Source organism: Sphingomonas sp. GW822-FHT03G08, assembly GCF_058801135.1.
Map to the genome: position 1 here is coordinate 1,811,915 of NZ_JBXAMZ010000001.1, position 20,454 is coordinate 1,832,368.

The following is a 20,454-nucleotide window of genomic DNA, read 5'->3' on the forward strand; positions in this document are numbered from 1 at the left end:
ATAACCCTTCGATCGTTCGGCCAAATACGCACACGATCCGTCCGGGGTTCCGCTTATGGTTAACGCGGCTGTGGATGGAAATCCAGCTTCCCAAAGCCTTCCTTAACCCTCCTTCGGCATAACCTCGCGCCAAAGGAGCGTGTGAAGATGGCCCGCCGCGTTAATGTCCTGTTGCTTGCCCTGCCCCTCGCGCTTGCGGGATGCGGCAATAATGGCAGCCTGGGCGATGTTTCGGATACCGAGAGCGGCAATGCCGCCGATCCGGCGCTGGCCAGCGCGCTGCAGGGCCAGATCATGGTCGATCCCCAGCTCGGCCGTCAGGCCAATGGCGACGCGATCCGCCCGCCCGCCCAGCCCTATTCGGGCGGCGTGCCCAACGACAATGTCGCGGCGAACGGCAGCAAGATCGACAATGGCCAGCTGCTCAAGACCCCCGCCCCGACCCAGGCGACCAAGGATTGCACCCAGTGCTCTGCCGCGCGCGATGCGGTCACGCTCGGCGGTCTCGCCGCCCGCCAGAAGGATCCGAAGAGCAACCAGTGCGCCGCCTCGCTGCAATATGCAGCTGGCTGGGCGCAGCGCCTGCCGAAGGACCTGCCGCTCTATCCCCAGGCCCGCGTCACCGAAGCCGCCGGCAGCACCGCCGGCCAGTGCCAGCTGCGCGTGGTGAGCTTCTCCTCGCCCCAGCCGATGCAGGTGATGCTTGACTGGTACTACACCAAGGCGATCCGCGGCGGGTACACCGGCGAACACCAAGTCGACGGCAAGGAGCACATCCTGGGCGGCACCCGCGACAAGGATGGCGGGGCGTACGTCCTGTTCCTGACCACCCGCCCCGATGGCGGCACGGACATCGACATGGTCACCAACAACGGGATCTAAGCCCGCTGTTCAAAGCACATCGTCACCCTGAACCTGTTTCAGGGCCCAACGTGCCTCAAGCAACATCGCCGGGGGAAAGTTGGATGCTGAAACAAGTTCAGCATGACGAAGTGGACAGGGTGATCAACAGCAAGGTTCCCCTCTCCCCGATTCCGCGCTAACCGCTGCGGATGCCCCCCATCCTCCTCGTCATGCTCGGCGGCGCCTTCGGTTCCGCGGCGCGCTATCTTACCGGCAAGCTCACGTTCGGCTGGTTCGGGCCGGACTATCCGTGGGGAACGCTGGCCGTGAACCTGATCGGCGGCTTCCTGATGGGCATGCTCGCCGGCACGCTTGCGAAGATCGGCCAGGGCGGCGAGCAGTGGCGCCTGCTGATCGGCGTCGGTCTGCTTGGCGGCTACACGACTTTCTCTGCCTTCACCCTCGACCTGATGAACATGATCGAGCGCGGCGACTATGGCATGGGGCTGGGCTATATCCTTGCCTCCGTGGTCGGTTCCGCCCTCGCGCTGTTCGCCGGCCTCAGCATTTTGCGAGCCCTTCCATGACAGACGCCGTCCGCCAGTTCACCGTCAAGCCCGATGACGACGGCATCCGCCTCGATCGCTGGTTCAAGCGGCACCTGCCCGATACCAGCTTCAACCTGGTCTCCCGCTGGGCGCGCACCGGTCAGCTGCGCATCGACGGCGCGCGCGCCAAGCCCGGCGACCATGTCGCGATGGGCCAGGTCATCCGCGTCCCTCCGGCCGAGGCGCCGGCGCCGGACAAGCCCGGCCGTCCGAAGCGCGTGCGCGTCGTCAATCTGAGTGAGGAGCAGATCGATTTCGCCCGCTCGATGGTGATCCACCAGGACGATGCGGCATTCGTGCTCAACAAGCCCCCCGGCCTCGCCACCCAGGGCGGCACCAAGACCACCGAGCATGTCGATGAGCTGCTCGATGCGCTCCAGTACGACATGGAGAGCCGGCCCAAGCTCGTCCACCGGCTCGACAAGGATACGTCGGGCGCGCTGCTCGTCGCCCGCACCGCCCGCGCGGCGGCGGCCTTCTCGAAGAGCTTCTCCAGCCGCACCGCGCGCAAGGTCTATTGGGCGCTGATCGTCGGCGTGCCGAGCATCGAGGACGGCATGATCGAGCTGCCGATCGGCAAGCAGCCGGGCACCGGCGGCGAGAAGATGCATGTCGACGAGAAGGAGGGCTCGCCCGCCCGCACCCGCTACCGGGTGATCGCGCGCGCCGGCAATCATGCCGCCTGGGTCGAGCTCCAGCCCTTTACCGGGCGCACTCACCAGCTGCGCGTCCACATGGCGGCGATCGGCTTCCCGATCGTCGGCGACGGCAAATATGGCGGGGCCGAAGCCTTCCTGACGGGCGGTATCAGCCGCAAGATGCATCTCCACGCCCGCCGCCTCCGCGTCGATCATCCCGATGGTGAGCGGATCGACGTGCGCGCATCGCTACCGCACCATTTCGCCGAATCGCTGCGTACGCTCGGCTTCGAGGAAGCGGAGGGCGATGCGCTCCACCTCGATGACGGTCCGCCGCCGATGACGAAGGAACAGCTCAAGGCCAATGCCCGCGCGCATGCCAAGTCGGTGCGCAAGGAGCGTCGAGGCGAGCGGCGCGGCCGCGGCGAAGGCCCGACCGGCGACAAGCCCGCACCCCGCAGCGGCGGCAAGCCGAGCACCCGCAAGGCGCCCGCGGCCAAGCCCGGTAGCGCCAAGCCCGGCGCGCGCAAGCCCGCCACCGGCAAGCCCGCAGGCAAGCCCGGCGCCCGGCCCGGCCCGCGCAGTGGTGGTGGTGCGAAGCCCGGCGGCGGACGCAGCGGCCCGCCGCGGAGCCGCTGATGCACCCGCATCCGGCCTTCCGCTGGGAAGACCGCCCGGCGATCCGCGATCTGGTCCGCGACATCGGCTTCGGCGCGCTTTTCGCATCGACGCCCGAGGGTCCACGCGTCGCGCATGTCCCGGTGGTCTGGCTCGACGACGATACGCTCGCCTTCCACGTCTCGCGCGGCAACCGCATCGCGAAGCATCTCGACGGCGCCACCGCCCTGTTCAGCCTGCAGGGGCCGGACGCCTATGTCAGCCCCGACTGGTACGACATGGGCCCGGACGAAGTCTCGACCTGGAGCTATGTCGCGGTCGAGCTTGAGGGGAACGTCTCCCGCATGGACGATGCCGGGCTGCTCGAACATCTCGACGCGCTTGCGCACGAGCAGGAGCGCCGCCTCGCACCCAAGCCCGAATGGAAGCGCGACAAGGTCGATCCCGCGAAGATCGCCAAGATGGTGACTGCGATCACCGGCTATCGGCTGCAGGTCCAGGCGTGGCGCGGCACGCTCAAGCTCGGCCAGAACAAGCCCGATGCCGCCCGCCTCGCCGCCGCCGATGCGCTTGAGGCCCTGGGCCGCCGCGCGATGGCCGCGCTGATGCGGGGCGCGAAATGAATCGCCTCGCCGTATTCGATTGCGACGGCACACTCGTCGATTCGCAGGCCAATATCTGCCGCGCGATGGAAGCGACCTTCGCCGCGCACCGGCTCGATCCGCCCGATCGGAACGCCATCCGCCGCATCGTCGGGCTCAGCCTGGTTCCCGCCATCGCGCAGTTGCTGCCCGAGGCCGATCCAGCACTGCACGAAGCGATGGCCGAGGAGTACAAGCGCGCCTTCCACGCGATGCGGGCGAGCGCCGCGCTCGATCCCGAACCGCTCTACGACGGCATCCTCGAGACGATCGAAGCGCTCGACGCCGCCGGCTGGCTGCTCGGCGTCGCCACCGGCAAGTCGGATCGCGGGCTGCACCTGATCCTCGAGCATCACGGCATCCGGCACCGCTTCACCACGCTGCAAACCGCCGATCGCCATCCGTCCAAGCCGCACCCCGCGATGCTCGAGCTTGCCATCGCCGAGGCCGGTGCCGCGCCCGAGACCACGGCGATGATCGGTGACACCAGCTTCGACATGGCGATGGCCCGTGCCGCTGGCACGCATGCGCTTGGTGTGCTATGGGGATACCACACATCCGAGGAGCTGCTCGGCGCCGGCGCCCATGGGCTCGCCGACCACGCCAGCCAGCTCTTCGCGCATCTGGAGCGGATATGACCGAGGCCGAGCAGCTGGCGCGCAAGCGCTATTACATGATCGTCGCGCTCAACATGCTCGGCACCGCCGGCGCGGTGCTCGGCCTGCTGATCGCCGGGCGCGCGCAGAATTACGGCGTCACCGTGTTCGGGGGTGCCATCCTGCTCGCCTCGCTCTATTTCATGGCGGTGGTGCCGCGCTTCCTTGCCCGGCGCTGGAAGACCCCCGTGGAGGCAACACCCGAAGCATGAAGCGTTTCTGGAAGGAAGTTACCGTCGAGAATGGCCAGGTGGCACTCGACGGCAAGCCGGTGCGCACGCCGGGTCGCGCGCCCCTCGCCCTGCCGACTCCCGCGCTTGCCGAAGCGGTGGCCGAGGAATGGCGCGCGGTGGGCGAGACGATCGATCCCCGCGCGATGCCGCTCACCGGCCTCGCCAATGCCGCGATCGACCGGATAGCGCCCGACACCGCGACCTTCGCCGCCGGCCTCGCCGCCTATGGGGAAAGCGACCTGCTCTATTACCGGGCCGAGGATCCCATCCAGCTGGTCGAGCGCCAGGCCGAGGCCTGGGACCCGCTGCTCGACTGGGCGCGCGGCCGCTATGATGTGCATTTCGAGACCACCGCCGGCGTGATGCACAAGCCCCAGCCCGAAGCCACGCTCGCCCGGCTGTCCGAAGCGGTGCACGCGCTCGACGCCTTCCGCCTCGCCGGCCTGTCGCCGGTGGTGACGGTCAGCGGCACGCTGGTCGGCGCGCTGGCCCTGCTCAAGGGCGCGGTCGAAGCCGAGACCCTGTGGCAAGCCGCGCATGTCGACGAGCTGTGGCAGGCCGAACTGTGGGGCGAGGACGCGCTTGCGCTCGAAGCCCGCGAGAACCGCCGCGCGGAGTTCATGGCGGGGGTGAAGTTCCTCGGGCTGCTCTAAAGCTCCCGGAAGCACCCCAGGATCAGCCGCCTGGCATCGAAGGGAATCTCTCCCTCCACCTCCAGGCTGCCGTCTGCGTGCATCGCCTCCTCGGCGGCATCGAGCGTCGCCTTGTCGGGCCAGACCTGCCAGGAGATGACGATCTTCTCCCCCGGCTCGGCCGCTACCGCCTTGCGGAAGTCGGTCACCGAGCCGTCGGGCACGAAATCCTCCCAGGCCTCGGTGATCGACACGCAGCCATGCGCCTTGAAGATCGCCGCGCCCCGCTCGGCCCATGCACGATAGGCCTCGCGCTTCGCCTCCGGCACCGGGATCACCAGTGCGCAGATATACATCAGGCGCTCGTCGGCACCGGCCGCGGCAGCGCCCAGGCGAGCACCGCCCCCGCCGCGACCCAGCTCGCCACGTCGCTGATCCACAGATAGGTGAAATAGCCCCAGGGCGCGTGGTTGAAGATCGGCTGGCCGAGATCCGAATAGGCGGTCACCGCCACCGCGATGATCGCGACCAGCTTCAGCCGATCGGCAAAGTCCAGGCTCGCTGCCACCAGGCGCAGCGCGAAGCCCGCGACCAGCACGCAGACTATGGCGAGGATCAGCCCGCCGAACAACGCGCTCGCGTCGAACGCCGCGAAGCCATGCTGGTTGAACAGGATCATCGCCACCGGTCCCTGGCCGTAGAGCGCGGTGCCTGCGGGCGTATAGGGCCAGGGCACCGGATAGGCGCCGGTGCCGAGGGGCCCGAGATGTTGCGCCAGCGCCGCATGAAGCGCCGCGCTCGCGGCATCGTCAGTCTTGGAAAGCGCGAGCAGGCTGAGGGGCGTACCCCAGAAGATGAAGCCCACCAGCCACATTGCGAGCCCACCAAGGACTCCGCCGAGCAACAGTCTAGCCATCATAACCTCCCCCGTTGGGAAGGTTACTTCATCAACCCGCGGATGAATCCGATCAAGCCCGTCTGGCGCGAGCGCTTGAGCCGCTCGGCGTTCAGGATCGTGTGGACCGAGCGGTAGCATTGGTCGACATCGTCATTGACCAGCACATAGTCATAGCCGTCCCAGTGGCTGACTTCGGCGGCCGCGCGCGCCATGCGGGCGTCGATCACTTCGATCGAGTCGGTCGCGCGATTGACCAGCCGCTGGCGCAGTTCGACGAAGGACGGCGGCAGGATGAACACGCGGACCACATCGCCGCCGGCCAGCTGGAACAGCTGCTGCGCGCCCTGCCAGTCGATGTCGAACAGCACGTCGCGGCCCGAGTCGAGGATCTCCTCCACCGTCGAGCGCAGCGTGCCGTAGCGGTGGTTGAACACATGCGCCCATTCGAGGAACTCATGGTTGTTCGCGATTTCGCGGAACCGCTCGAGATCGACGAAATGATAGTCGACGCCGTCCACTTCCCCCGGCCGCATCGCGCGGGTGGTGACGGAAACGGACATCTGGAGATGCTCGTCGGCGGCAAGCAGCTTGCGCGCGATCGTCGACTTGCCGGCGCCGGAAGGCGAGGACAGCACGAACAATACGCCGCGTCGCTTGAATCCGTGCGGGTCGGTCTCGGTGGAATGGGGCATGGGTGCCTTTGGCGTGGGAGTCGCTCCCCCGTCAAGCTAGGACCGGACGTAACGGACCTTCCGTTTCGGGAAAATCAGCCGCCAGACGAAGCGCAACACCAGGAAAAGTGCCGCCAGCACCCAGCCGACCGGCCCCATCCGCACCAGCAGCCGCTCGACGCCGAGGCCGATCAGCGCCCCCTTCACGCCGCCCTTGCCATCCGAGCGGTCGATCCGGTTGCCGATAAAGGCGGCGAGCAGCTTGCCGATCATGCGGCTTCCTGTCGGCCCCTGGTGAAGTGGTGATAGGCATAGGCCGCGCCGCCGATCACGATCGCGGCGGGCACGATCTTCTTCGCCGCCTTCCAGGTCAGCACCCCGGCGATCGCGCCGAGCGTCCCGCCCTCACCGTCCGCACGGTCGATGCGGTTGCCGATCCAGCCTGCGATTGCGTCCCCGATCATGGTTGCTCCGTCGTAAGTGGTTACGAAGAGCAAGCGATTGAGAAGGGCTGAAGTTCCCCTCCCTGGAAGGGAGGGGGCAGGGGTGGGTAGAATGCTCGCGATACGGAAAGGGCCTGGCGATACGGCTCCGTATCGCCAGGCCCCTACCCACCCCTCGATCCCCTCCCTTGCAGGGAGGGGAAGCGGGAAATTACCGCCCGATCATCGTCTCGGGACGCACATACTGGTCGAACGTCGCCTCATCGACGAGGCCCAGCGCCAGCCCGCTTTCCTTGAGCGTCAGGCCCTTCTCGTGCGCGTTCTTCGCGATCTTGGCGGCGTTGTCATAGCCGATCGCCGGCGCCAGCGCGGTCACCAGCATCAGCGAGCGGTCGACCAGTGCCTTGATCTGCGACTCGTTCGCCTCGATCCCGTCGACGCAGCGCTCGGCGAAGCTCGTCATGCCGATGGACAGCAGCGAGATCGAGCGCAGCACGTTCGCGCCGATCAGCGGCATGAACACGTTGAGCTCGAAATGGCCCTGCATGCCGCCGACGGTCACCGCCTGGTTGTTGCCGATCACCTGCGCCGCGACCATCGTCAGCGATTCGCACTGGGTCGGGTTGACCTTGCCCGGCATGATCGAGCTGCCCGGCTCGTTCGCCGGCAGCGACAGCTCGCCCAGGCCCGAGCGCGGGCCCGAACCGAGGAAGCGGATGTCGTTGGCGATCTTGTTGAGCGCCACCGCCAGCGTGTTCAGCGCGCCCGAGAAGAAGACCAGGCCATCCTTGGCCGCCAGCTGCTCGAACTTGTTCGGTGCCGGCTCGAACTGCTGGCCGGCAATGTCGGTGATCGCCGCCGACATGTCCTCGGCCCAGCCCTCCGGCGCGTTGAGCCCGGTGCCGACCGCGGTGCCGCCGATCGCCAGCTTGCGCAGGTTGCCGTTCAGCGCGCCTTCGATCCGCGCCTTGCAGCTGATCAGCTGCGCCGCATAGCCGCCGAATTCCTGGCCGAGCGTCAGCGGGGTCGCGTCCTGGGTGTGGGTGCGGCCGATCTTGATGATGTGGTCCCAGGCCTCGGCCTTGGCGGTCAGCGAGGCGGTCAGCTGGTCGAGCGCCGGGATCAGCGTCTTGTAGGTCGCGATCACTGCCGCGACGTGCAGCGCGGTCGGGAAGCTGTCGTTCGACGACTGGCTCATATTGACGTGATCGTTCGGGTGCACCGGCGACTTGCCGCCCTTGGTGCCCGCCAGCACGAAGTTCGCGCGGCCGGCGATCACTTCGTTGACGTTCATATTGGTCTGGGTACCTGAGCCGGTCTGCCAGATCACCAGCGGGAACTGGTCGTCCAGGTCGCCCGCGACGATCTCCTGCGCCGCCGCCTCGATCGCGTCGGCGATCTTGGCGTCCATGCCGTGCTTGCGGTTCACCCGCGCCGCGGCCTGCTTCACGATCGCCTGGGCGTGGACGATGCCCAGCGGCATGCGTTCCATCGCGCCGAACGGGAAGTTCTCGATCGAACGCTGGGTCTGGGCGCCCCAATAGGCGTCGGCGGGGACTTCGATTGCGCCAATCGAGTCGGTTTCGGTGCGAGTGGTCACACGGTGCCTTTCATTCTGGATCCGCCTTTCGCGGAGTCGCGGCGGCTCTAGCCCCTTGCCCACCGCGATTCCAGCACCCCCGCGCAGGTGTCTGGCAGCACAGGAATTTTGAGCGCCGTTAACCAACTATCCAAATCTGGCTTCTTACAATGGACTCATGCACGCCGGCGCACATCTTCCCTCTTCCAACGGATCGCAGGAGCGCGCGCCGCGCAAGAACCTGTTCCTGGCGGCCGCGATCGAAGCGGATGCGCTCAAGGTGCAGGTCCGCATCCGCAATCTTTCCGAAGGCGGCGCGATGCTCGATGGCGCCGTGCTGCCGCGCACCGGCACCCACCTGGTGCTGCGCCGCGCCGAGATCGAGATGCCCGCCCGCGTAGTCTGGCAGGGTGAGGGCCGCTGCGGCGTCGCCTTCGATCACAGTGCCGTCACCGTCGACGAATGGATCTCCGGCAACCGCATCGCCAGCTTCGACGGCTATCGCGGCCAGGCACGGGTCGACGCGATCCAGGACGCGGTGCGCAGCGGCGCCGCGCTGCCCGCCGAGCCCGCCCCGCCGCCGGCCGCGCCCGCCATGGCCGATCTCGGCCAGCGGCTGGTCGAGGAAGTCTTCCATGTCCGCGAGCTGCTCGACAGCCTGGGCGAACGGCTGGTCGAGGACCCGCACGTCATCGCCCAGCATCTCGAGGCGCTGCAGAATCTCGATCGCGCCAGCCAGATCCTCGAGCATCTCGGTTCGATCCTCAGCGCGGAGGATCCCGGCGCCGCGGCCCAGGCGGTGGCGATGCAGGACCTGCGCGCCCGCCTGATGCGCCCGTCGAGCGCGAACGACGGCTAACAACCACCTTGGTTCCCCGGCGAAAGCCGGGGCCCGGGTCACAAGCGACACGACAGAGAAACCCTGGGCCCCGGCTTTCGCCGGGGAACACCATTGTCAGGGAAACGACGCGCCGACGCGCGCCCTACTTCTTCCGCTTGAAGTCCACCGAGACGACGTTCGAGCCGTCCTCGACCGGCTTTGCCGCCGGGCCGTCATTCTCCGCTTCCTCATGCTGCGGATCGGGCTCGTCGCCATTTTCGGCCGCCTGGAAGCGCAGCTCGAAGTTCACCGCCGGATCGTGGAAGCCGGTGATCGCCGAGAAGGGGATGTTGAGCATCGCCGGGATCTGATTGAAGCTCAGCCCCACCGAGAACTTGTTGTCGTCCACCTTCAGGTCCCAGAATCGGTGCTGCAGGACGATGGTCATCTCGTCCGGGAACCGATCGATCAGCCGCTGCGGGATGTCGACACCCGGCGCATGCGTCTTGAAGGTGATGTAAAAATGATGCCCGCCGGGCAGGTTGCCGCCCGAATCGGCAACCGAGCCGAGCACGCGGCCGACGACTGCGCGCAGGGCCTCCTGCACGATCTCATCATAGGGAATCAGGCTATCGGGCACGTTGCCGGTCATGCCCCTTGGGTAGCGCCTGCCGCCGCACGGTCAAGATTGCATGCGCGGCAAGCTTCGTTATGGGGGTCGCGATGCGCACCGCCACCGTAAGCCGCAAGACGAGCGAGACCGCCGTCGACGTCACCGTCAACCTGGACGGGACGGGAGCCTATTCCATCTCCACGGGAATCGGCTTCTTCGATCACATGCTCGAGCAGCTCAGCCGCCATTCGCTGATCGATCTCGACGTGAAGACGGTGGGCGACCTCCATATCGACCAGCACCACACGGTGGAGGATACCGGCCTCGCGATCGGCGAAGCGATCCTCAAGGCGCTCGGCGACAAGAAGGGCATCCGCCGCTACGCCGATGCGCTGTCGCCGATGGACGAGACGCTCACCCGCGTCGCCATCGACATTTCCGGTCGCCCCTATCTCGTCTGGAAGACCGAATTCTCGCAAAAGCGACTCGGCGAGATGGACACCGAGATGTTCGAGCACTGGTTCCACAGCTTCGCCCAGACCGCCGGCCTGACGCTGCACGTCGAGACGCTGTACGGCACCAACAACCACCATATCGCCGAAGCCGCATTCAAGGGCCTCGCCCGGGCGTTGCGCGAAGCGGTCGAGATCGATCCGCGCAAGGCAGGCGTGGTCCCTTCGACCAAGGGCGTACTGTGAGTGCCGTCGCGCTGATCGACTACGGCGCGGGCAATCTCTATTCCGTCCACAACGCGCTGAAGGCCGCCGGCGCGACCGATATCGCCGTCACCGCCGACCCCGAGGCCGTGCTGAACGCCGACCGCGTCGTGCTGCCCGGTGTCGGCGCCTTCGGGGCATGCGCGGCCGGGCTGCGCAACATCCCCGGCATGGTCGAAGCGCTGAATACCCGGGTCCGCGCCCAGGGCGCCCCCTTCCTCGGCGTCTGCGTCGGCATGCAGCTGATGGGCGATGCCGGCGAGGAGATGGGCACCCATCCCGGCCTCGGCTGGATCCCCGGCACGGTCCGCGCCATCGCGCCCGCCCCCGGCGTCCATGTCCCGCACATGGGCTGGAACGACGTGATCCCCGCCTCCCCGCACCCGCTGATCGAGCCGGGCGAGGCCTATTTCCTCCACAGCTTCGCCTTCACCGGCGAGGACGTGATCGCCACCACCGATCATGGCGGCCCGGTCACCGCGGCGATCGGCCGCGACAACATGATCGGCGTCCAGTTCCACCCCGAAAAGAGCCAGCGCTACGGCATCGCGCTGGTCGAAAGGTTCCTCCAGTGGCGTCCGTAGAAACCGGCCTGATCATCTTCCCCGCGATCGACCTCAAGGGCGGCCAGGTCGTCCGCCTGGCCGAAGGCGATATGGATCGCGCCACCGTCTATGGCGACAATCCCGCCGCCCAGGCCGAGCTCTTCGCCGAGGCCGGCGCCGAATGGCTGCATGTGGTGGACCTGGACGGCGCCTTTGCCGGCGAATCGGTCAACGGCGCTGCCGTCGCCTCGATCCTCGAGAGCGGCTTTGGCGGCCATATCCAGCTCGGCGGCGGCATCCGCAACCGCGAGTCGATCGACCGCTGGCTCGATCTCGGCGTGAAGCGCGTGGTGATCGGCACCGCGGCGCTGGAGAATCCCGAACTGGTCAAGGCAGCCGCCCGCGACAATCCCGGCCGCATCGTCGTCGCCGTCGATGCGCGCGACGGCATGGTCGCCACCCATGGCTGGGCCGATGTGTCGGATGTCTCGGTGGTCGATCTCGCCCGCCGCTTCGAGGATGCCGGCGTCGCCGCGCTCCTCTTCACCGATGTCGGCCGCGACGGCTTGCTCAAGGGCTGCAATGTAGAGGCGACCGTGGCGCTCGCCCGCGCCGTCGCGATCCCCGTGATCGCCAGCGGCGGCGTCACCGACATCGCCGACATCCACGCGCTCCGCCCCCACGTCGCGGACGGCGTCGAGGGCGTGATCACCGGTCGCGCGCTCTATGACGGCCGGCTCGACCTGAAATGGGCGATCGAGGTGGGCAAGGCATGACCGTCCGCGCCCGCGTCATTCCCTGTCTCGACGTCGCCAATGGCCGCGTGGTCAAGGGCGTCAACTTCGTCGACCTGGTCGATGCCGGCGATCCGGTGGAACAGGCCCGCGCCTATGACGCGGCCGGGGCCGACGAGCTCTGCTTCCTCGACATCACCGCATCCCACGAGGCCCGCGGCACGATCCTCGACGTGGTCCGCCGCACCGCCGAGGTCTGCTTCATGCCGCTCACCGTCGGCGGCGGCGTGCGCAGTGTCGAGGATGCCCGCGCGCTGCTCCTCGCCGGCGCCGACAAGGTCGCGGTCAACTCCGCCGCCGTCTCGCGCCCCGAAGTGGTGGCGGAGATCGCCGAGAAGATGGGCAGCCAGTGCGTCGTCGCCTCGGTCGATGCGCGCCGCACCGCGAATGGCTGGGAAGTCTTCACGCATGGCGGCCGCAAGCCGACCGGCATCGACGCGGTCACCCACGCCCTCGCCCTCGCCCATCTCGGCGCCGGCGAGCTGCTGATCACCTCGATGGACCGCGACGGCACCAAGGACGGCTACGACCTCGAGCTGATCCGCACGATCGCCGACCAGGTGACCGTGCCCGTGGTCGCAAGCGGAGGCGTCGGCAACCTCCAGCACCTGGTCGACGGCATCACCCAGGGCCATGCCAGCGCCGTGCTCGCCGCCTCGATCTTCCATTTCGGCGAGGCGAGCATCGCCGACGCGCATGCCGCGCTGGCCGCGGCGGGCATCCCCGTCCGGTCTTAATTTGTTAGCAATCTCGGCTAAACTCGCATCGCCCACCCCGGGCATGCGAGGAGATGCCGCATGTTCAAGCCTCTGTTCTTCGCCGCCGCCCGCCGGAACGAGACCGCGAAATACACGCTCACCGTGAGCGTGCGCTGATGCGGGCACTGGCCTTCACCGCCGCGTTGCCCCTGCTCTGGGCCAGCCCCGCGCTCGCCCAGGGGGCCAAGGCCAGCTCCCCCGTCGAGTTCGCCCGCGACGTCGCGCAGCTCAAGCCCGGCGAATGGGTCTGGGCGCCCGAAGTCGCGCCGGCCGGACCGATCCTCGTCTATGTCGATCTCTCCGCCCAGCGCGCTACCGTTTACCGCAACGGCGTCCGCATCGCGGTGAGCACCGTCTCCTCGGGCAAGGCGGGACACGAGACGCCCACCGGCGTGTTCACCGTGCTCCAGAAGGACGCGAAGCACCGCTCGAGCAAGTACAACAACGCCCCCATGCCCTTCACCCAGCGCCTGACCTGGGACGGCATCGCGCTGCACGCCGGGGGATTGCCCGGCTATCCCGAGAGCCATGGCTGCGTGCACCTGCCCTATGACTTCGCCAGGGCGCTGTTCGCCGAGACCAGCCTGGGCGTGACCGTGGTGGTCGAGGGCAATGCCGCAGACCATATCGAAACCACCGAGGCCAGCCTGCTCGCCCCGCTCGACGCGAAGGGCAAGCCCCTTGCCGGCCAGCCGCTCTCCGACAGCCAGCAATATCGCTGGCAGCCCGAGCGGTCGCCCGCCGGCCCGCTCACCATCATCGTCTCGAAGAGCGACCAGCGCATCGTCGTGCTGCGCGGCGGTGTCGAGATCGGCCGCAGCGCCGCCCATATCGACGACAGCGATCCCGGCTCGCACGTCATCACCCTTACCCATGGGCCAGACGGCGCGGATTATTGGGTCTATGTCGGCCTGCCCGGCCACAGCGAGGATGCCGGCCGCACCCTCGACGAAGCGACCCGCAACCGCGTGCGCATGCCCCGCGCCTTCTACGAGGCGGTGAAGGCCGAGCTCGTCCCAGGCGCCACTATCCTCGTCACCCAGTCCGGCGTCGGCGCCGAACCGGGCAAGCGGATCACGATCATGGACGCGGTGAACCCCGCGCCCTGATTAACATTCTGTCGGGACTTTTCTGCCAGTATCGCCGCATGCGCATCGCTCTCCTGCCCCTGGCCCTGCTCGCCGCGATCCCGGCGCTCGCCGCCGACGAGCCGCCGCACACTGGCCGCGCCGGCACGCGCTCGATGCCCGAGCTTTCGGACCTGGCGCTCGCCGCCTGCGCCGCCGGTGGCATCTGGTTCGTCCGCCGCCAGCTGCGCGCCCGCTTCCGCAAGACATCGCCCAAAGACTGACGGCGCAGGATTGACAGCAGCGCCTGCCTCCCGCAGCCGGAAACCATGGCCGATATGCTCGACACGCTGGAACAGACGATCCGCGCCCGCCGCGGCGCCGATCCCTCGACTTCCTATGTGGCGAAGCTCACCCATCGCGGCCGCGCCAAGATCGCGCAGAAGCTGGGCGAGGAAGCTACCGAGACGGTGATCGCCGCGATCCAGGATGATCGCGAGGAGCTCACCAAGGAAGCCGCCGACCTCGTCTTCCACCTGATCGTGCTGCTCGCCGATGCCGGCCTCGGCCTGGACGATGTCCGCGCCGAGCTCGCCCGTCGCGAAGGTGTTTCGGGTATCGAGGAAAAGGCGAGCCGCACCATCTAAGGTGAGAATACAGGCAAGCCCTGGAATACCGCCGTCATCCCCGCGAAGGCGGGCATTCTGGCTGACCTTGATGAGTCCCATTCTCCGCAGCGGCAATGGATCTCCGCCTTCGCGGGGATGACGATGAGAAGATCGAGTCCCAACCGACCATCTTCCCGGCTTCCGCCGGCATGACGGTTTGCTATTGGGTTGGAAAAGGAGCCGCGCATGCCCATCGACGCCACCCAGCCCTATGACGACCAGAACATCTTCGCGAAGATCCTGCGCGGCGAGATCCCGTCGAAGAAGGTCTTCGAGAACGAATTCGCCCTCGCCTTCCACGACATCAATCCGCAGGCGCCGCACCATATCCTGGTGATCCCCAAGGGCCCGTACGTCTCGTGGGACGATTTCTCGGCCCGGGCGAGCGAGGCGGAGATCGCCGGCTTCGTCCGCGCGGTGGGCCAGGTCGCGCGCGACGCCGGCTTCGTCGCGCCGGGCTACCGGCTGCTCGCCAATACCGGGCTCGACGCCCATCAGGAGGTGCCGCACCTCCATGTGCACATCTTCGCCGGCAAGCCGCTCGGCCCGATGCTGGCGCGCTGAGATGCGACGCACGGCGATACGGGTTCTCGCCGTGGTCGCCGTGGTCGCCGTGCTGCTCGTCATTGCCGGCGGCGCGGCCGCGTTCACCTGGCCGGAGATCCGCTTCCTGCTCGTGTCGAAGCAGGATCAGCCTTTCGTCGATCTTACCTACCGGCGCGCGGGGAGCCTGGGCGGAGCGCCCTTCGGCACGCCTTCCAGCGGCAAGCCGGATCCGCGTTTCGAGGCCCGGTGGAGGGAAAGCCATTATCCGGTGGTTCGACGCGAGCTGGCTCAGGTCTGTGTCACCCTGCACGCAAGGCAATCGCTCGGCGCCCTCTACGAGTCCTGCTTCGACGCGCGCACCCGTGCGCCTCTGCGGGAAACGATAATCGCTTTCTAGCCCCACCACTCGCCGCTTTCGTGCGCGAAAGCTGGGCTTTGGTCTACTAAAGCATTGCCTCCCCCGGTTTTGCGGCTAGGCTCCGCGCTTTCATCCAAACGGGGCGGCGGGATCAGCCCGCCGTAGAGGGGACCATCCAATGATCTTCGGGCGCGTAAAGCCACTCGATGCCATCCTCGCCACCGCCGAGAAAAAATCGCTCCACCGTTCGCTGGGAGCTTTTCAGCTCACCATGCTCGGCATCGGCGCGGTGATCGGCACCGGCATTTTCGTTCTCACCGCCGAAGCCGCGCAAAAGGCCGGCCCTGGCATGATGGTTAGCTTCATCATCGCCGGCGTGGTCTGCGCCTTCGCAGCCCTTTGCTACGCCGAGATGGCGTCGATGGTCCCGGTCTCGGGTTCCGCCTACACCTATAGCTATGCCGTGATGGGCGAGCTGATCGCCTGGATGGTCGGCTGGGCCCTCATCCTCGAATATGCGGTAGCCGCGGGCGCGGTCTCGGTCGGCTGGTCCGGCTATGTGATCGGCCTGATCGAGCATACCTTCCATGTCGACATACCCGCCTCGCTGGTCACCGGACCGTTCGATGGCGGCCTGATCAACCTGCCCGCGATGCTGATCGCCGCGCTGGTCACCTGGCTGCTGGTCATCGGCACCAAGGAGAGCGCCACGGTCAACGCCATCCTGGTCGCGATCAAGATCACCGCGCTCACCGTGTTCATCATCCTGGCCGTGCCGGTGATGAACAGCGCGCAGTTCTCGCCCTTCGCGCCGACCGGCGTCATCGGCGTCTCGATGGCGGCGGCGTCGATCTTCTTCGCCTATGTCGGCTTCGACGCGGTCTCGACCGCGGCCGAAGAGACCAAGAACCCGCAGCGCAACATGCCGATCGGCCTGATCGGCTCGCTCGCCATCTGCACCATCTTCTACCTGCTCGTCGCCGCCGGCGTGATCGGTGCCCCGGGTCTCAGCACCCAGCCGGTTACCGACGCGATGGGCCATGCGCTCGAGCCGGGCAGCCGCGAACTGGCCGCCCAGTGCGCCAGCCGCGCCGCCGAAGGCTTCAAGGACGTGGTCTGCTCGAAGGAAGCCCTGGCCTTCACCCTGCGTGAAATCGGCTGGCCGCAGATCGGCAACCTGCTCGGCCTCGCCGCCGGCCTGGCGCTGCCTTCGGTCATCCTGATGATGATGTTCGGCCAGACCCGCATCTTCTTCGTGATGAGCCGCGACGGCCTGCTCCCCGCCGCCTTCTCGAAGATCCACCCGAAGTTCAACACCCCGCACGTGATCACGATCATCACGGGTATCGCGGTGGCGCTGTTCGCGGCCTTCTTCCCGGTCGGCCAGCTCGCCAACATCTCCAACTCGGGCACACTGTTCGCGTTCGCCGCGGTGTCGATCGCGGTGATGGTGATCCGCAAGACCGACCCGACCCGCAAGCGCCCGTTCAAGACGCCGTTCGTGTTCATCACGGCGCCGATCGCGATCCTGGGCTGCCTCTATCTGTTCATCAGCCTCGATCACAAGAGCATCATCCTCTTCCTGATCTGGGCAGCGGTCGGCCTGCTCGTCTATTTCGGCTACAGCCGTTCGCGCAGCCATGTTGGCCGCGGCATCGTCGATGTGTCCGAGCATCAGGCCTATGAGGAACTGGACCCGCCGGTCCCCGGCACCCACTAAGGGCGCCGGTTTCCAGGCAAAGAGAAAGGGCCGGAGGAGCGATCCTCCGGCCCTTTTTCTATCTGAAGCCCCTCCCCTTCAGGGGAGGGGTTTGGGGTGGGGCAGTGTCTCACAGAGACCAAGCCCGCGGAGAGTCCCCCCTCCCCAACTCCTCCCCTGAAGGAGAGGGGCCTTTAAGGCTCAGCCCAGCTTCTCTGCCGCCAGTGCCTTGAGGTCCACCTCGGCGCGTGCGCCATAGTGCTGGATGATCTCGGCGGCGCACAGCGCGCCCAGGCGCAGCGAGTCCTTCACCGAGCGGCCCTGGGCCTGGCCGTGGAGGAAGCCGGCGGCGAAGCTGTCGCCGGCGCCGGTGGTGTCGACCAGCTTGGCGATCGGCTCGGCCGGAACCTCGACGCGCTCCTCGCCGACCAGCGCCATCGCGCCGTTCTCGCTGCGGGTGACGACCAGCACCGGCACCTTGCCGTGGATGTGCTGCACCGCCGCCTCGAACTCCTCATGCTGGCACAGCGCCAGCAGCTCGTTCTCGTTGGCAAACAGGATGTCGATCATCCCGTCCTCGATCAGCTTGCGGAAATCGTCGCCATGGCGCGAGATGCAGAACACGTCCGACAGCGTGAAGGCGACCTTGCGGCCATTGGCGCGCGCGATCTCGATCGCCTTGCGCATCGCGGCGCGCGGTTCTTCCGGATCCCAGAGATAGCCTTCGAGGTACAGGATCGCGCCGCTGGCGATCAGCGTCTCGTCCAGCGCCGAGGCCGGCAGGAACTGCGAGGCGCCCAGGAAGGTGTTCATCGTGCGCTGGCCGTCCGGCGTCACGAAGATCAGGCAGCGTGCGGTGGTCGGCTGGCCGGGGCGGACTTCGGTGTCGAAATGCACGCCCGCGGCGCGCAGGTCGTGCGCGAAGACTTCACCGAGCTGGTCGTCGGCGACCTGGCCGATAAAGGCGGTCTTGCTGCCCAGCGCGGCGAGGCCGGCCACGGTGTTGCTCGCCGAGCCGCCCGAAACCTCGCGGCCCGGGCCCATCTTGGCATAGAGCGCATCGGCTTCTTCGGGCGAGAACATGAGCTGCATCGAGCCCTTGGCCACGCCGATCTCCTCGATGAAGCTGTCCTCGGCCTGGGCGAGGATGTCGACGATCGCGTTGCCGATGGCGACGACGTCATAGGTGGGGCTGGTCAAACGAATGCTCCAAAAAGATTGCGTCGTCGCCGTAGAGACGGGCAAAGGATAGCGCAATGATTCACGCCTTCTTCCTGTCCTTGGGCCAGCTGTTCGACCGGCCGATACTGGCGGTCTTCGTGAAATCGGTGCTGTTGACCCTGGTCCTGTTCGCCGCGGCGAGCGTCGGCCTGTGGTTCGGCATGCACGCGCTTGCCGACTGGATCGCCGGATGGATGGGCGGCTGGAGCGGATCGGACGCCTTTGCCGATATCGGCACGATCGTGCTGGTGGTCTTCTTCCACTGGCTGATGTTCCGCGCGATCGCCGTCGCCGTGATCGGCGTCTTCGCCGACGAAGTCGTCGCCGCGGTCGAGAAGAAGCATTATCCCGGCGCGCATGCCCAGGCGATCGACGTGCCGCTCGGTCGTTCGATCGCGATGGGCCTCGGCTCGGCGGTGCGGCTGATCGCGATCAACCTGCTGCTCTCGCCGCTCTACCTGATCCTGCTGGTCACCGGCGTGGGCACCGCGCTCGCCTTCTTCCTGGTGAATAGCTGGCTGCTCGGCCGAGACCTGGGCGACATGGTCGCCGCCCGCCACATGCCGCGCGGCGACCTGCGCCGCTGGCGCGGGCGAACCAGCATGAGCCGCTTCGCGCTCGGCGCCGTGGGCACCGGGCTTCTGCTCGTCCCGATCCTGAACCTGGTCGCCCCGGTGCTGGGAGCCGCGATGGCCACCCATGCATTTCACCGCGGGAGGCGGGCATCATGAAGAAACTCATCCTTATCACCACCCTGGCGCTGGGCGCGTGCGGCGAAGGCGGCGTGATCCCGCCGCCGCGCGCCGGCTATGTGCCGGTGCCGAGCGCCCGGCCGACGCCGAGCACCGCGCCGATGCCGGCCAACCTCGCGGCGATCCAGGGCGCCACCGCCCCGCGCCTGATCGCCCGCTTCGGCAAGCCCCAGCTCGACGTCAGCGAGGGCACCGCCCGCAAGCTGCAATTCTCCGGGCCGATCTGCGTGCTCGACACCTATCTCTACCCGCAGAGCCGCGGCGAGCCGGTGGTCACCCATGTCGATGCCCGCCAGCGCGACGGCCGCCCGATCGACGAAGCCAGCTGCGTCGCGGCGCTTAGCGGGGGGCGCGCGCGCTAGCTTCCGGAGCGAGCTTCCCCAAGGCCCATTCCGCCGCTTCGCGCACCGTCTCGTCGGCATCCCCCAGCAACGCCCGCACCGGCGCGACCAGCGCGGCATCCCCGCTGTTCCCCGCCGCGATCAGGCAGTTGCGCATCATCCGGTTGCGCCCGATCCGCTTGATCGGCGAGCCCGAGAAGACCTCGCGGAACCCCGCGTCGTCCAGCGCCAGCAGGTCCGCGAGCGCCGGCGCGGTCAGCTCGGCGCGCGAGGTGAAGGCCAGGTTGGCCTGCGCCGCATGGGCGAACTTGTTCCACGGGCATACCGCCAGGCAATCGTCGCAGCCATAGATGCGGTTGCCGATGCCTTCGCGGAATTCCTCCGGGATCGGCCCCTTGTGCTCGATCGTCAGGTACGAGATGCAGCGCCGCGCATCGAGCGTGTAGGGCGCCGGAAAGGCATCGGTCGGGCACGCCGTCTGGCACGCATCGCAGCTGCCGCAGGTGGTTCGCACCGGCCCATCGGGTTCCAGCTCCAAAGTGGTGTAGATAGCGCCCAGGAACAGCCAGCTTCCATGCGAACGGCTCACCAGGTTGGTATGCTTCCCCTGCCACCCCAACCCCGCCGCTTCCGCAAGGGGTTTCTCCATCACCGGCGCGGTGTCAACGAACACCTTGAGCTCGGCCCCCGGCGCCTCGGCGACCAGCCAGCGCCCCAGCTCCTTGAGCCGGCGCTTCATCACATCGTGATAGTCCTGCCCCTGGGCATAGATGGAGATTCGCCCGATCCCGCCATGCCCGGCCAGCGCCAGCGGATCGCGCGCCGGGGCATAGCTCATGCCGAGCGAGATCACCGACTTCACTTCCGGCCACAGCCCGGCCGGCCGCTCGCGGTGATGCGCGCGCTCCTCCATCCACAGCATCGAGCCGTGGCGCCCCTCCTCCAGCCATTGCCGCAGCCGCTCGGCGGTCTTCGGCGCGGCATCGGCGCGCGCGATCCCGCAGGCCCCGAACCCGATTTCCTCGGCTTTGGCCTTTATTAGGGCTTCAAGTGGCTTGTGCGTTTCCACGCGGACCCGCTACCACCAAAGCCACAA

The 20,454-nt window shown here is 67.6% G+C and carries 29 protein-coding genes; 20 read left to right on the top strand and 9 right to left on the bottom strand.

All coding sequences use genetic code 11. The features are described from left to right. Positions 1-147 precede the first annotated feature (147 nt). From AC1RJ5_RS08220 to AC1RJ5_RS08250, 7 genes are all read left to right on the top strand, one after another. Positions 148-882 (top strand): hypothetical protein, encoded by a 735-nt coding sequence (locus AC1RJ5_RS08220; protein ID WP_493112689.1) that lies wholly within the window; start codon positions 148-150, stop codon positions 880-882. Positions 883-1,052: 170 nt separating this feature from the next. After that, positions 1,053-1,430 carry a fluoride efflux transporter CrcB gene (crcB, locus tag AC1RJ5_RS08225; RefSeq protein ID WP_493112691.1) on the top strand — a complete coding sequence of 126 codons (378 nt, stop codon included), beginning with the start codon at positions 1,053-1,055 and terminating at the stop codon, positions 1,428-1,430. Next, positions 1,427-2,728 (top strand): RluA family pseudouridine synthase, encoded by a 1,302-nt coding sequence (locus AC1RJ5_RS08230; RefSeq protein ID WP_269574324.1) that lies wholly within the window; start codon positions 1,427-1,429, stop codon positions 2,726-2,728. Before crcB ends, AC1RJ5_RS08230 begins: the two co-directional genes overlap by 4 nt. Then, positions 2,728-3,330 carry an FMN-binding negative transcriptional regulator gene (locus AC1RJ5_RS08235; protein WP_493112693.1) on the top strand — a complete coding sequence of 201 codons (603 nt, stop codon included), beginning with the start codon at positions 2,728-2,730 and terminating at the stop codon, positions 3,328-3,330. Before AC1RJ5_RS08230 ends, AC1RJ5_RS08235 begins: the two co-directional genes overlap by 1 nt. Continuing rightward, positions 3,327-3,986 (top strand): HAD-IA family hydrolase, encoded by a 660-nt coding sequence (locus AC1RJ5_RS08240; protein ID WP_493112695.1) that lies wholly within the window; start codon positions 3,327-3,329, stop codon positions 3,984-3,986. Before AC1RJ5_RS08235 ends, AC1RJ5_RS08240 begins: the two co-directional genes overlap by 4 nt. Then, positions 3,983-4,216 (top strand): hypothetical protein, encoded by a 234-nt coding sequence (locus tag AC1RJ5_RS08245; protein WP_269574321.1) that lies wholly within the window; start codon positions 3,983-3,985, stop codon positions 4,214-4,216. The genes AC1RJ5_RS08240 and AC1RJ5_RS08245 overlap by 4 nt, the downstream gene beginning before the upstream one ends. After that, entirely contained in the window at positions 4,213-4,890 is a 678-nt protein-coding gene (locus tag AC1RJ5_RS08250; protein ID WP_269574320.1) for an ATP12 family chaperone protein, read from the top strand. The genes AC1RJ5_RS08245 and AC1RJ5_RS08250 overlap by 4 nt, the downstream gene beginning before the upstream one ends. Here the strand turns inward: AC1RJ5_RS08250 and AC1RJ5_RS08255 are convergent. From AC1RJ5_RS08255 to fumC, 6 genes are all read right to left on the bottom strand, one after another. Beyond that, positions 4,887-5,225, bottom strand: coding sequence for a DUF1428 domain-containing protein (locus AC1RJ5_RS08255; RefSeq protein ID WP_269574319.1), 339 nt, complete (start codon positions 5,223-5,225; stop codon positions 4,887-4,889). The genes AC1RJ5_RS08250 and AC1RJ5_RS08255 overlap by 4 nt on opposite strands. After that, on the bottom strand, positions 5,225-5,785 hold the full coding sequence (locus tag AC1RJ5_RS08260) for a hypothetical protein (RefSeq protein ID WP_493112698.1): 561 nt from the start codon (positions 5,783-5,785) through the stop codon (positions 5,225-5,227). Before AC1RJ5_RS08260 ends, AC1RJ5_RS08255 begins: the two co-directional genes overlap by 1 nt. Positions 5,786-5,808: 23 nt before the next feature. Then, entirely contained in the window at positions 5,809-6,459 is a 651-nt protein-coding gene (gmk, locus tag AC1RJ5_RS08265; RefSeq protein WP_184170200.1) for a guanylate kinase, read from the bottom strand. Between the two features lie 36 nt (positions 6,460-6,495). Then, entirely contained in the window at positions 6,496-6,711 is a 216-nt protein-coding gene (locus AC1RJ5_RS08270; protein ID WP_269574317.1) for a hypothetical protein, read from the bottom strand. Further along, positions 6,708-6,902, bottom strand: a complete 195-nt coding sequence (locus AC1RJ5_RS08275) for a hypothetical protein (RefSeq protein WP_269574316.1) — start codon at positions 6,900-6,902, stop codon at positions 6,708-6,710. The genes AC1RJ5_RS08270 and AC1RJ5_RS08275 overlap by 4 nt, the downstream gene beginning before the upstream one ends. A 190-nt stretch (positions 6,903-7,092) precedes the next feature. Further along, a complete protein-coding gene (fumC, locus tag AC1RJ5_RS08280) occupies positions 7,093-8,481 on the bottom strand; it encodes a class II fumarate hydratase (RefSeq protein ID WP_269574315.1) in 1,389 nt (462 codons plus the stop codon). Positions 8,482-8,638: 157 nt separating this feature from the next. Here fumC and AC1RJ5_RS08285 point away from each other — a divergent pair, with 157 nt between their 5' ends. Further along, positions 8,639-9,319, top strand: a complete 681-nt coding sequence (locus AC1RJ5_RS08285) for a PilZ domain-containing protein (protein ID WP_493112700.1) — start codon at positions 8,639-8,641, stop codon at positions 9,317-9,319. 124 nt (positions 9,320-9,443) lie between these two features. Here the strand turns inward: AC1RJ5_RS08285 and AC1RJ5_RS08290 are convergent, their stop codons facing one another. Further along, positions 9,444-9,932 (bottom strand): SspB family protein, encoded by a 489-nt coding sequence (locus AC1RJ5_RS08290; protein WP_269574313.1) that lies wholly within the window; start codon positions 9,930-9,932, stop codon positions 9,444-9,446. Positions 9,933-10,003: 71 nt separating this feature from the next. Here AC1RJ5_RS08290 and hisB point away from each other — a divergent pair, with 71 nt between their 5' ends. The 10 genes from hisB to AC1RJ5_RS08340 all read left to right on the top strand — a co-directional run bounded on the left by hisB (position 10,004) and on the right by AC1RJ5_RS08340 (position 17,065). Beyond that, complete coding sequence (hisB, locus tag AC1RJ5_RS08295; RefSeq protein WP_184170212.1) at positions 10,004-10,591, top strand: imidazoleglycerol-phosphate dehydratase HisB; 588 nt, start codon at positions 10,004-10,006, stop codon at positions 10,589-10,591. Continuing rightward, positions 10,588-11,193, top strand: a complete 606-nt coding sequence (gene hisH / locus AC1RJ5_RS08300) for an imidazole glycerol phosphate synthase subunit HisH (protein WP_342251126.1) — start codon at positions 10,588-10,590, stop codon at positions 11,191-11,193. Before hisB ends, hisH begins: the two co-directional genes overlap by 4 nt. An 8-nt stretch (positions 11,194-11,201) precedes the next feature. Continuing rightward, positions 11,202-11,930 (top strand): 1-(5-phosphoribosyl)-5-[(5-phosphoribosylamino)methylideneamino]imidazole-4-carboxamide isomerase, encoded by a 729-nt coding sequence (hisA, locus tag AC1RJ5_RS08305; protein ID WP_342251141.1) that lies wholly within the window; start codon positions 11,202-11,204, stop codon positions 11,928-11,930. Continuing rightward, positions 11,927-12,685 (top strand): imidazole glycerol phosphate synthase subunit HisF, encoded by a 759-nt coding sequence (gene hisF / locus AC1RJ5_RS08310; protein ID WP_269574311.1) that lies wholly within the window; start codon positions 11,927-11,929, stop codon positions 12,683-12,685. The genes hisA and hisF overlap by 4 nt, the downstream gene beginning before the upstream one ends. Before the next feature lie 53 nt (positions 12,686-12,738). Beyond that, on the top strand, positions 12,739-13,815 hold the full coding sequence (locus tag AC1RJ5_RS08315) for a L,D-transpeptidase (protein ID WP_493112704.1): 1,077 nt from the start codon (positions 12,739-12,741) through the stop codon (positions 13,813-13,815). Positions 13,816-13,853: 38 nt separating this feature from the next. After that, positions 13,854-14,057 carry a hypothetical protein gene (locus AC1RJ5_RS08320; RefSeq protein WP_493112705.1) on the top strand — a complete coding sequence of 68 codons (204 nt, stop codon included), beginning with the start codon at positions 13,854-13,856 and terminating at the stop codon, positions 14,055-14,057. 45 nt (positions 14,058-14,102) lie between these two features. Continuing rightward, positions 14,103-14,420 carry a phosphoribosyl-ATP diphosphatase gene (locus AC1RJ5_RS08325; protein WP_269574308.1) on the top strand — a complete coding sequence of 106 codons (318 nt, stop codon included), beginning with the start codon at positions 14,103-14,105 and terminating at the stop codon, positions 14,418-14,420. Between the two features lie 207 nt (positions 14,421-14,627). Beyond that, positions 14,628-15,005 (top strand): histidine triad nucleotide-binding protein, encoded by a 378-nt coding sequence (locus AC1RJ5_RS08330; RefSeq protein WP_493112708.1) that lies wholly within the window; start codon positions 14,628-14,630, stop codon positions 15,003-15,005. 1 nt (position 15,006) lies between these two features. Beyond that, positions 15,007-15,384, top strand: a complete 378-nt coding sequence (locus tag AC1RJ5_RS08335) for a hypothetical protein (RefSeq protein WP_493112710.1) — start codon at positions 15,007-15,009, stop codon at positions 15,382-15,384. 139 nt (positions 15,385-15,523) lie between these two features. Beyond that, positions 15,524-17,065, top strand: a complete 1,542-nt coding sequence (locus AC1RJ5_RS08340; RefSeq protein ID WP_269574305.1) for an amino acid permease — start codon at positions 15,524-15,526, stop codon at positions 17,063-17,065. 180 nt (positions 17,066-17,245) lie between these two features. On the opposite strand, the gene AC1RJ5_RS08345 is transcribed toward AC1RJ5_RS08340, so the two are convergent. Next, positions 17,246-18,244: an adenosine kinase gene (locus tag AC1RJ5_RS08345; RefSeq protein ID WP_269574304.1), complete on the bottom strand. Its 999-nt coding sequence runs from the start codon at positions 18,242-18,244 to the stop codon at positions 17,246-17,248. 56 nt (positions 18,245-18,300) lie between these two features. On the opposite strand from AC1RJ5_RS08345, the gene AC1RJ5_RS08350 reads away from it, so the two are divergent. Further along, the gene (locus AC1RJ5_RS08350; RefSeq protein WP_493112712.1) at positions 18,301-18,996 is read left to right on the top strand and encodes an EI24 domain-containing protein; all 696 of its coding nucleotides are present in this window, start codon (positions 18,301-18,303) and stop codon (positions 18,994-18,996) included. Next, complete coding sequence (locus AC1RJ5_RS08355) at positions 18,993-19,379, top strand: hypothetical protein (protein WP_493112714.1); 387 nt, start codon at positions 18,993-18,995, stop codon at positions 19,377-19,379. Before AC1RJ5_RS08350 ends, AC1RJ5_RS08355 begins: the two co-directional genes overlap by 4 nt. Here the strand turns inward: AC1RJ5_RS08355 and queG are convergent. After that, a complete protein-coding gene (queG, locus tag AC1RJ5_RS08360) occupies positions 19,357-20,427 on the bottom strand; it encodes a tRNA epoxyqueuosine(34) reductase QueG (protein ID WP_493112716.1) in 1,071 nt (356 codons plus the stop codon). The genes AC1RJ5_RS08355 and queG overlap by 23 nt on opposite strands. Between the last annotated feature and the right edge of the window lie 27 nt (positions 20,428-20,454).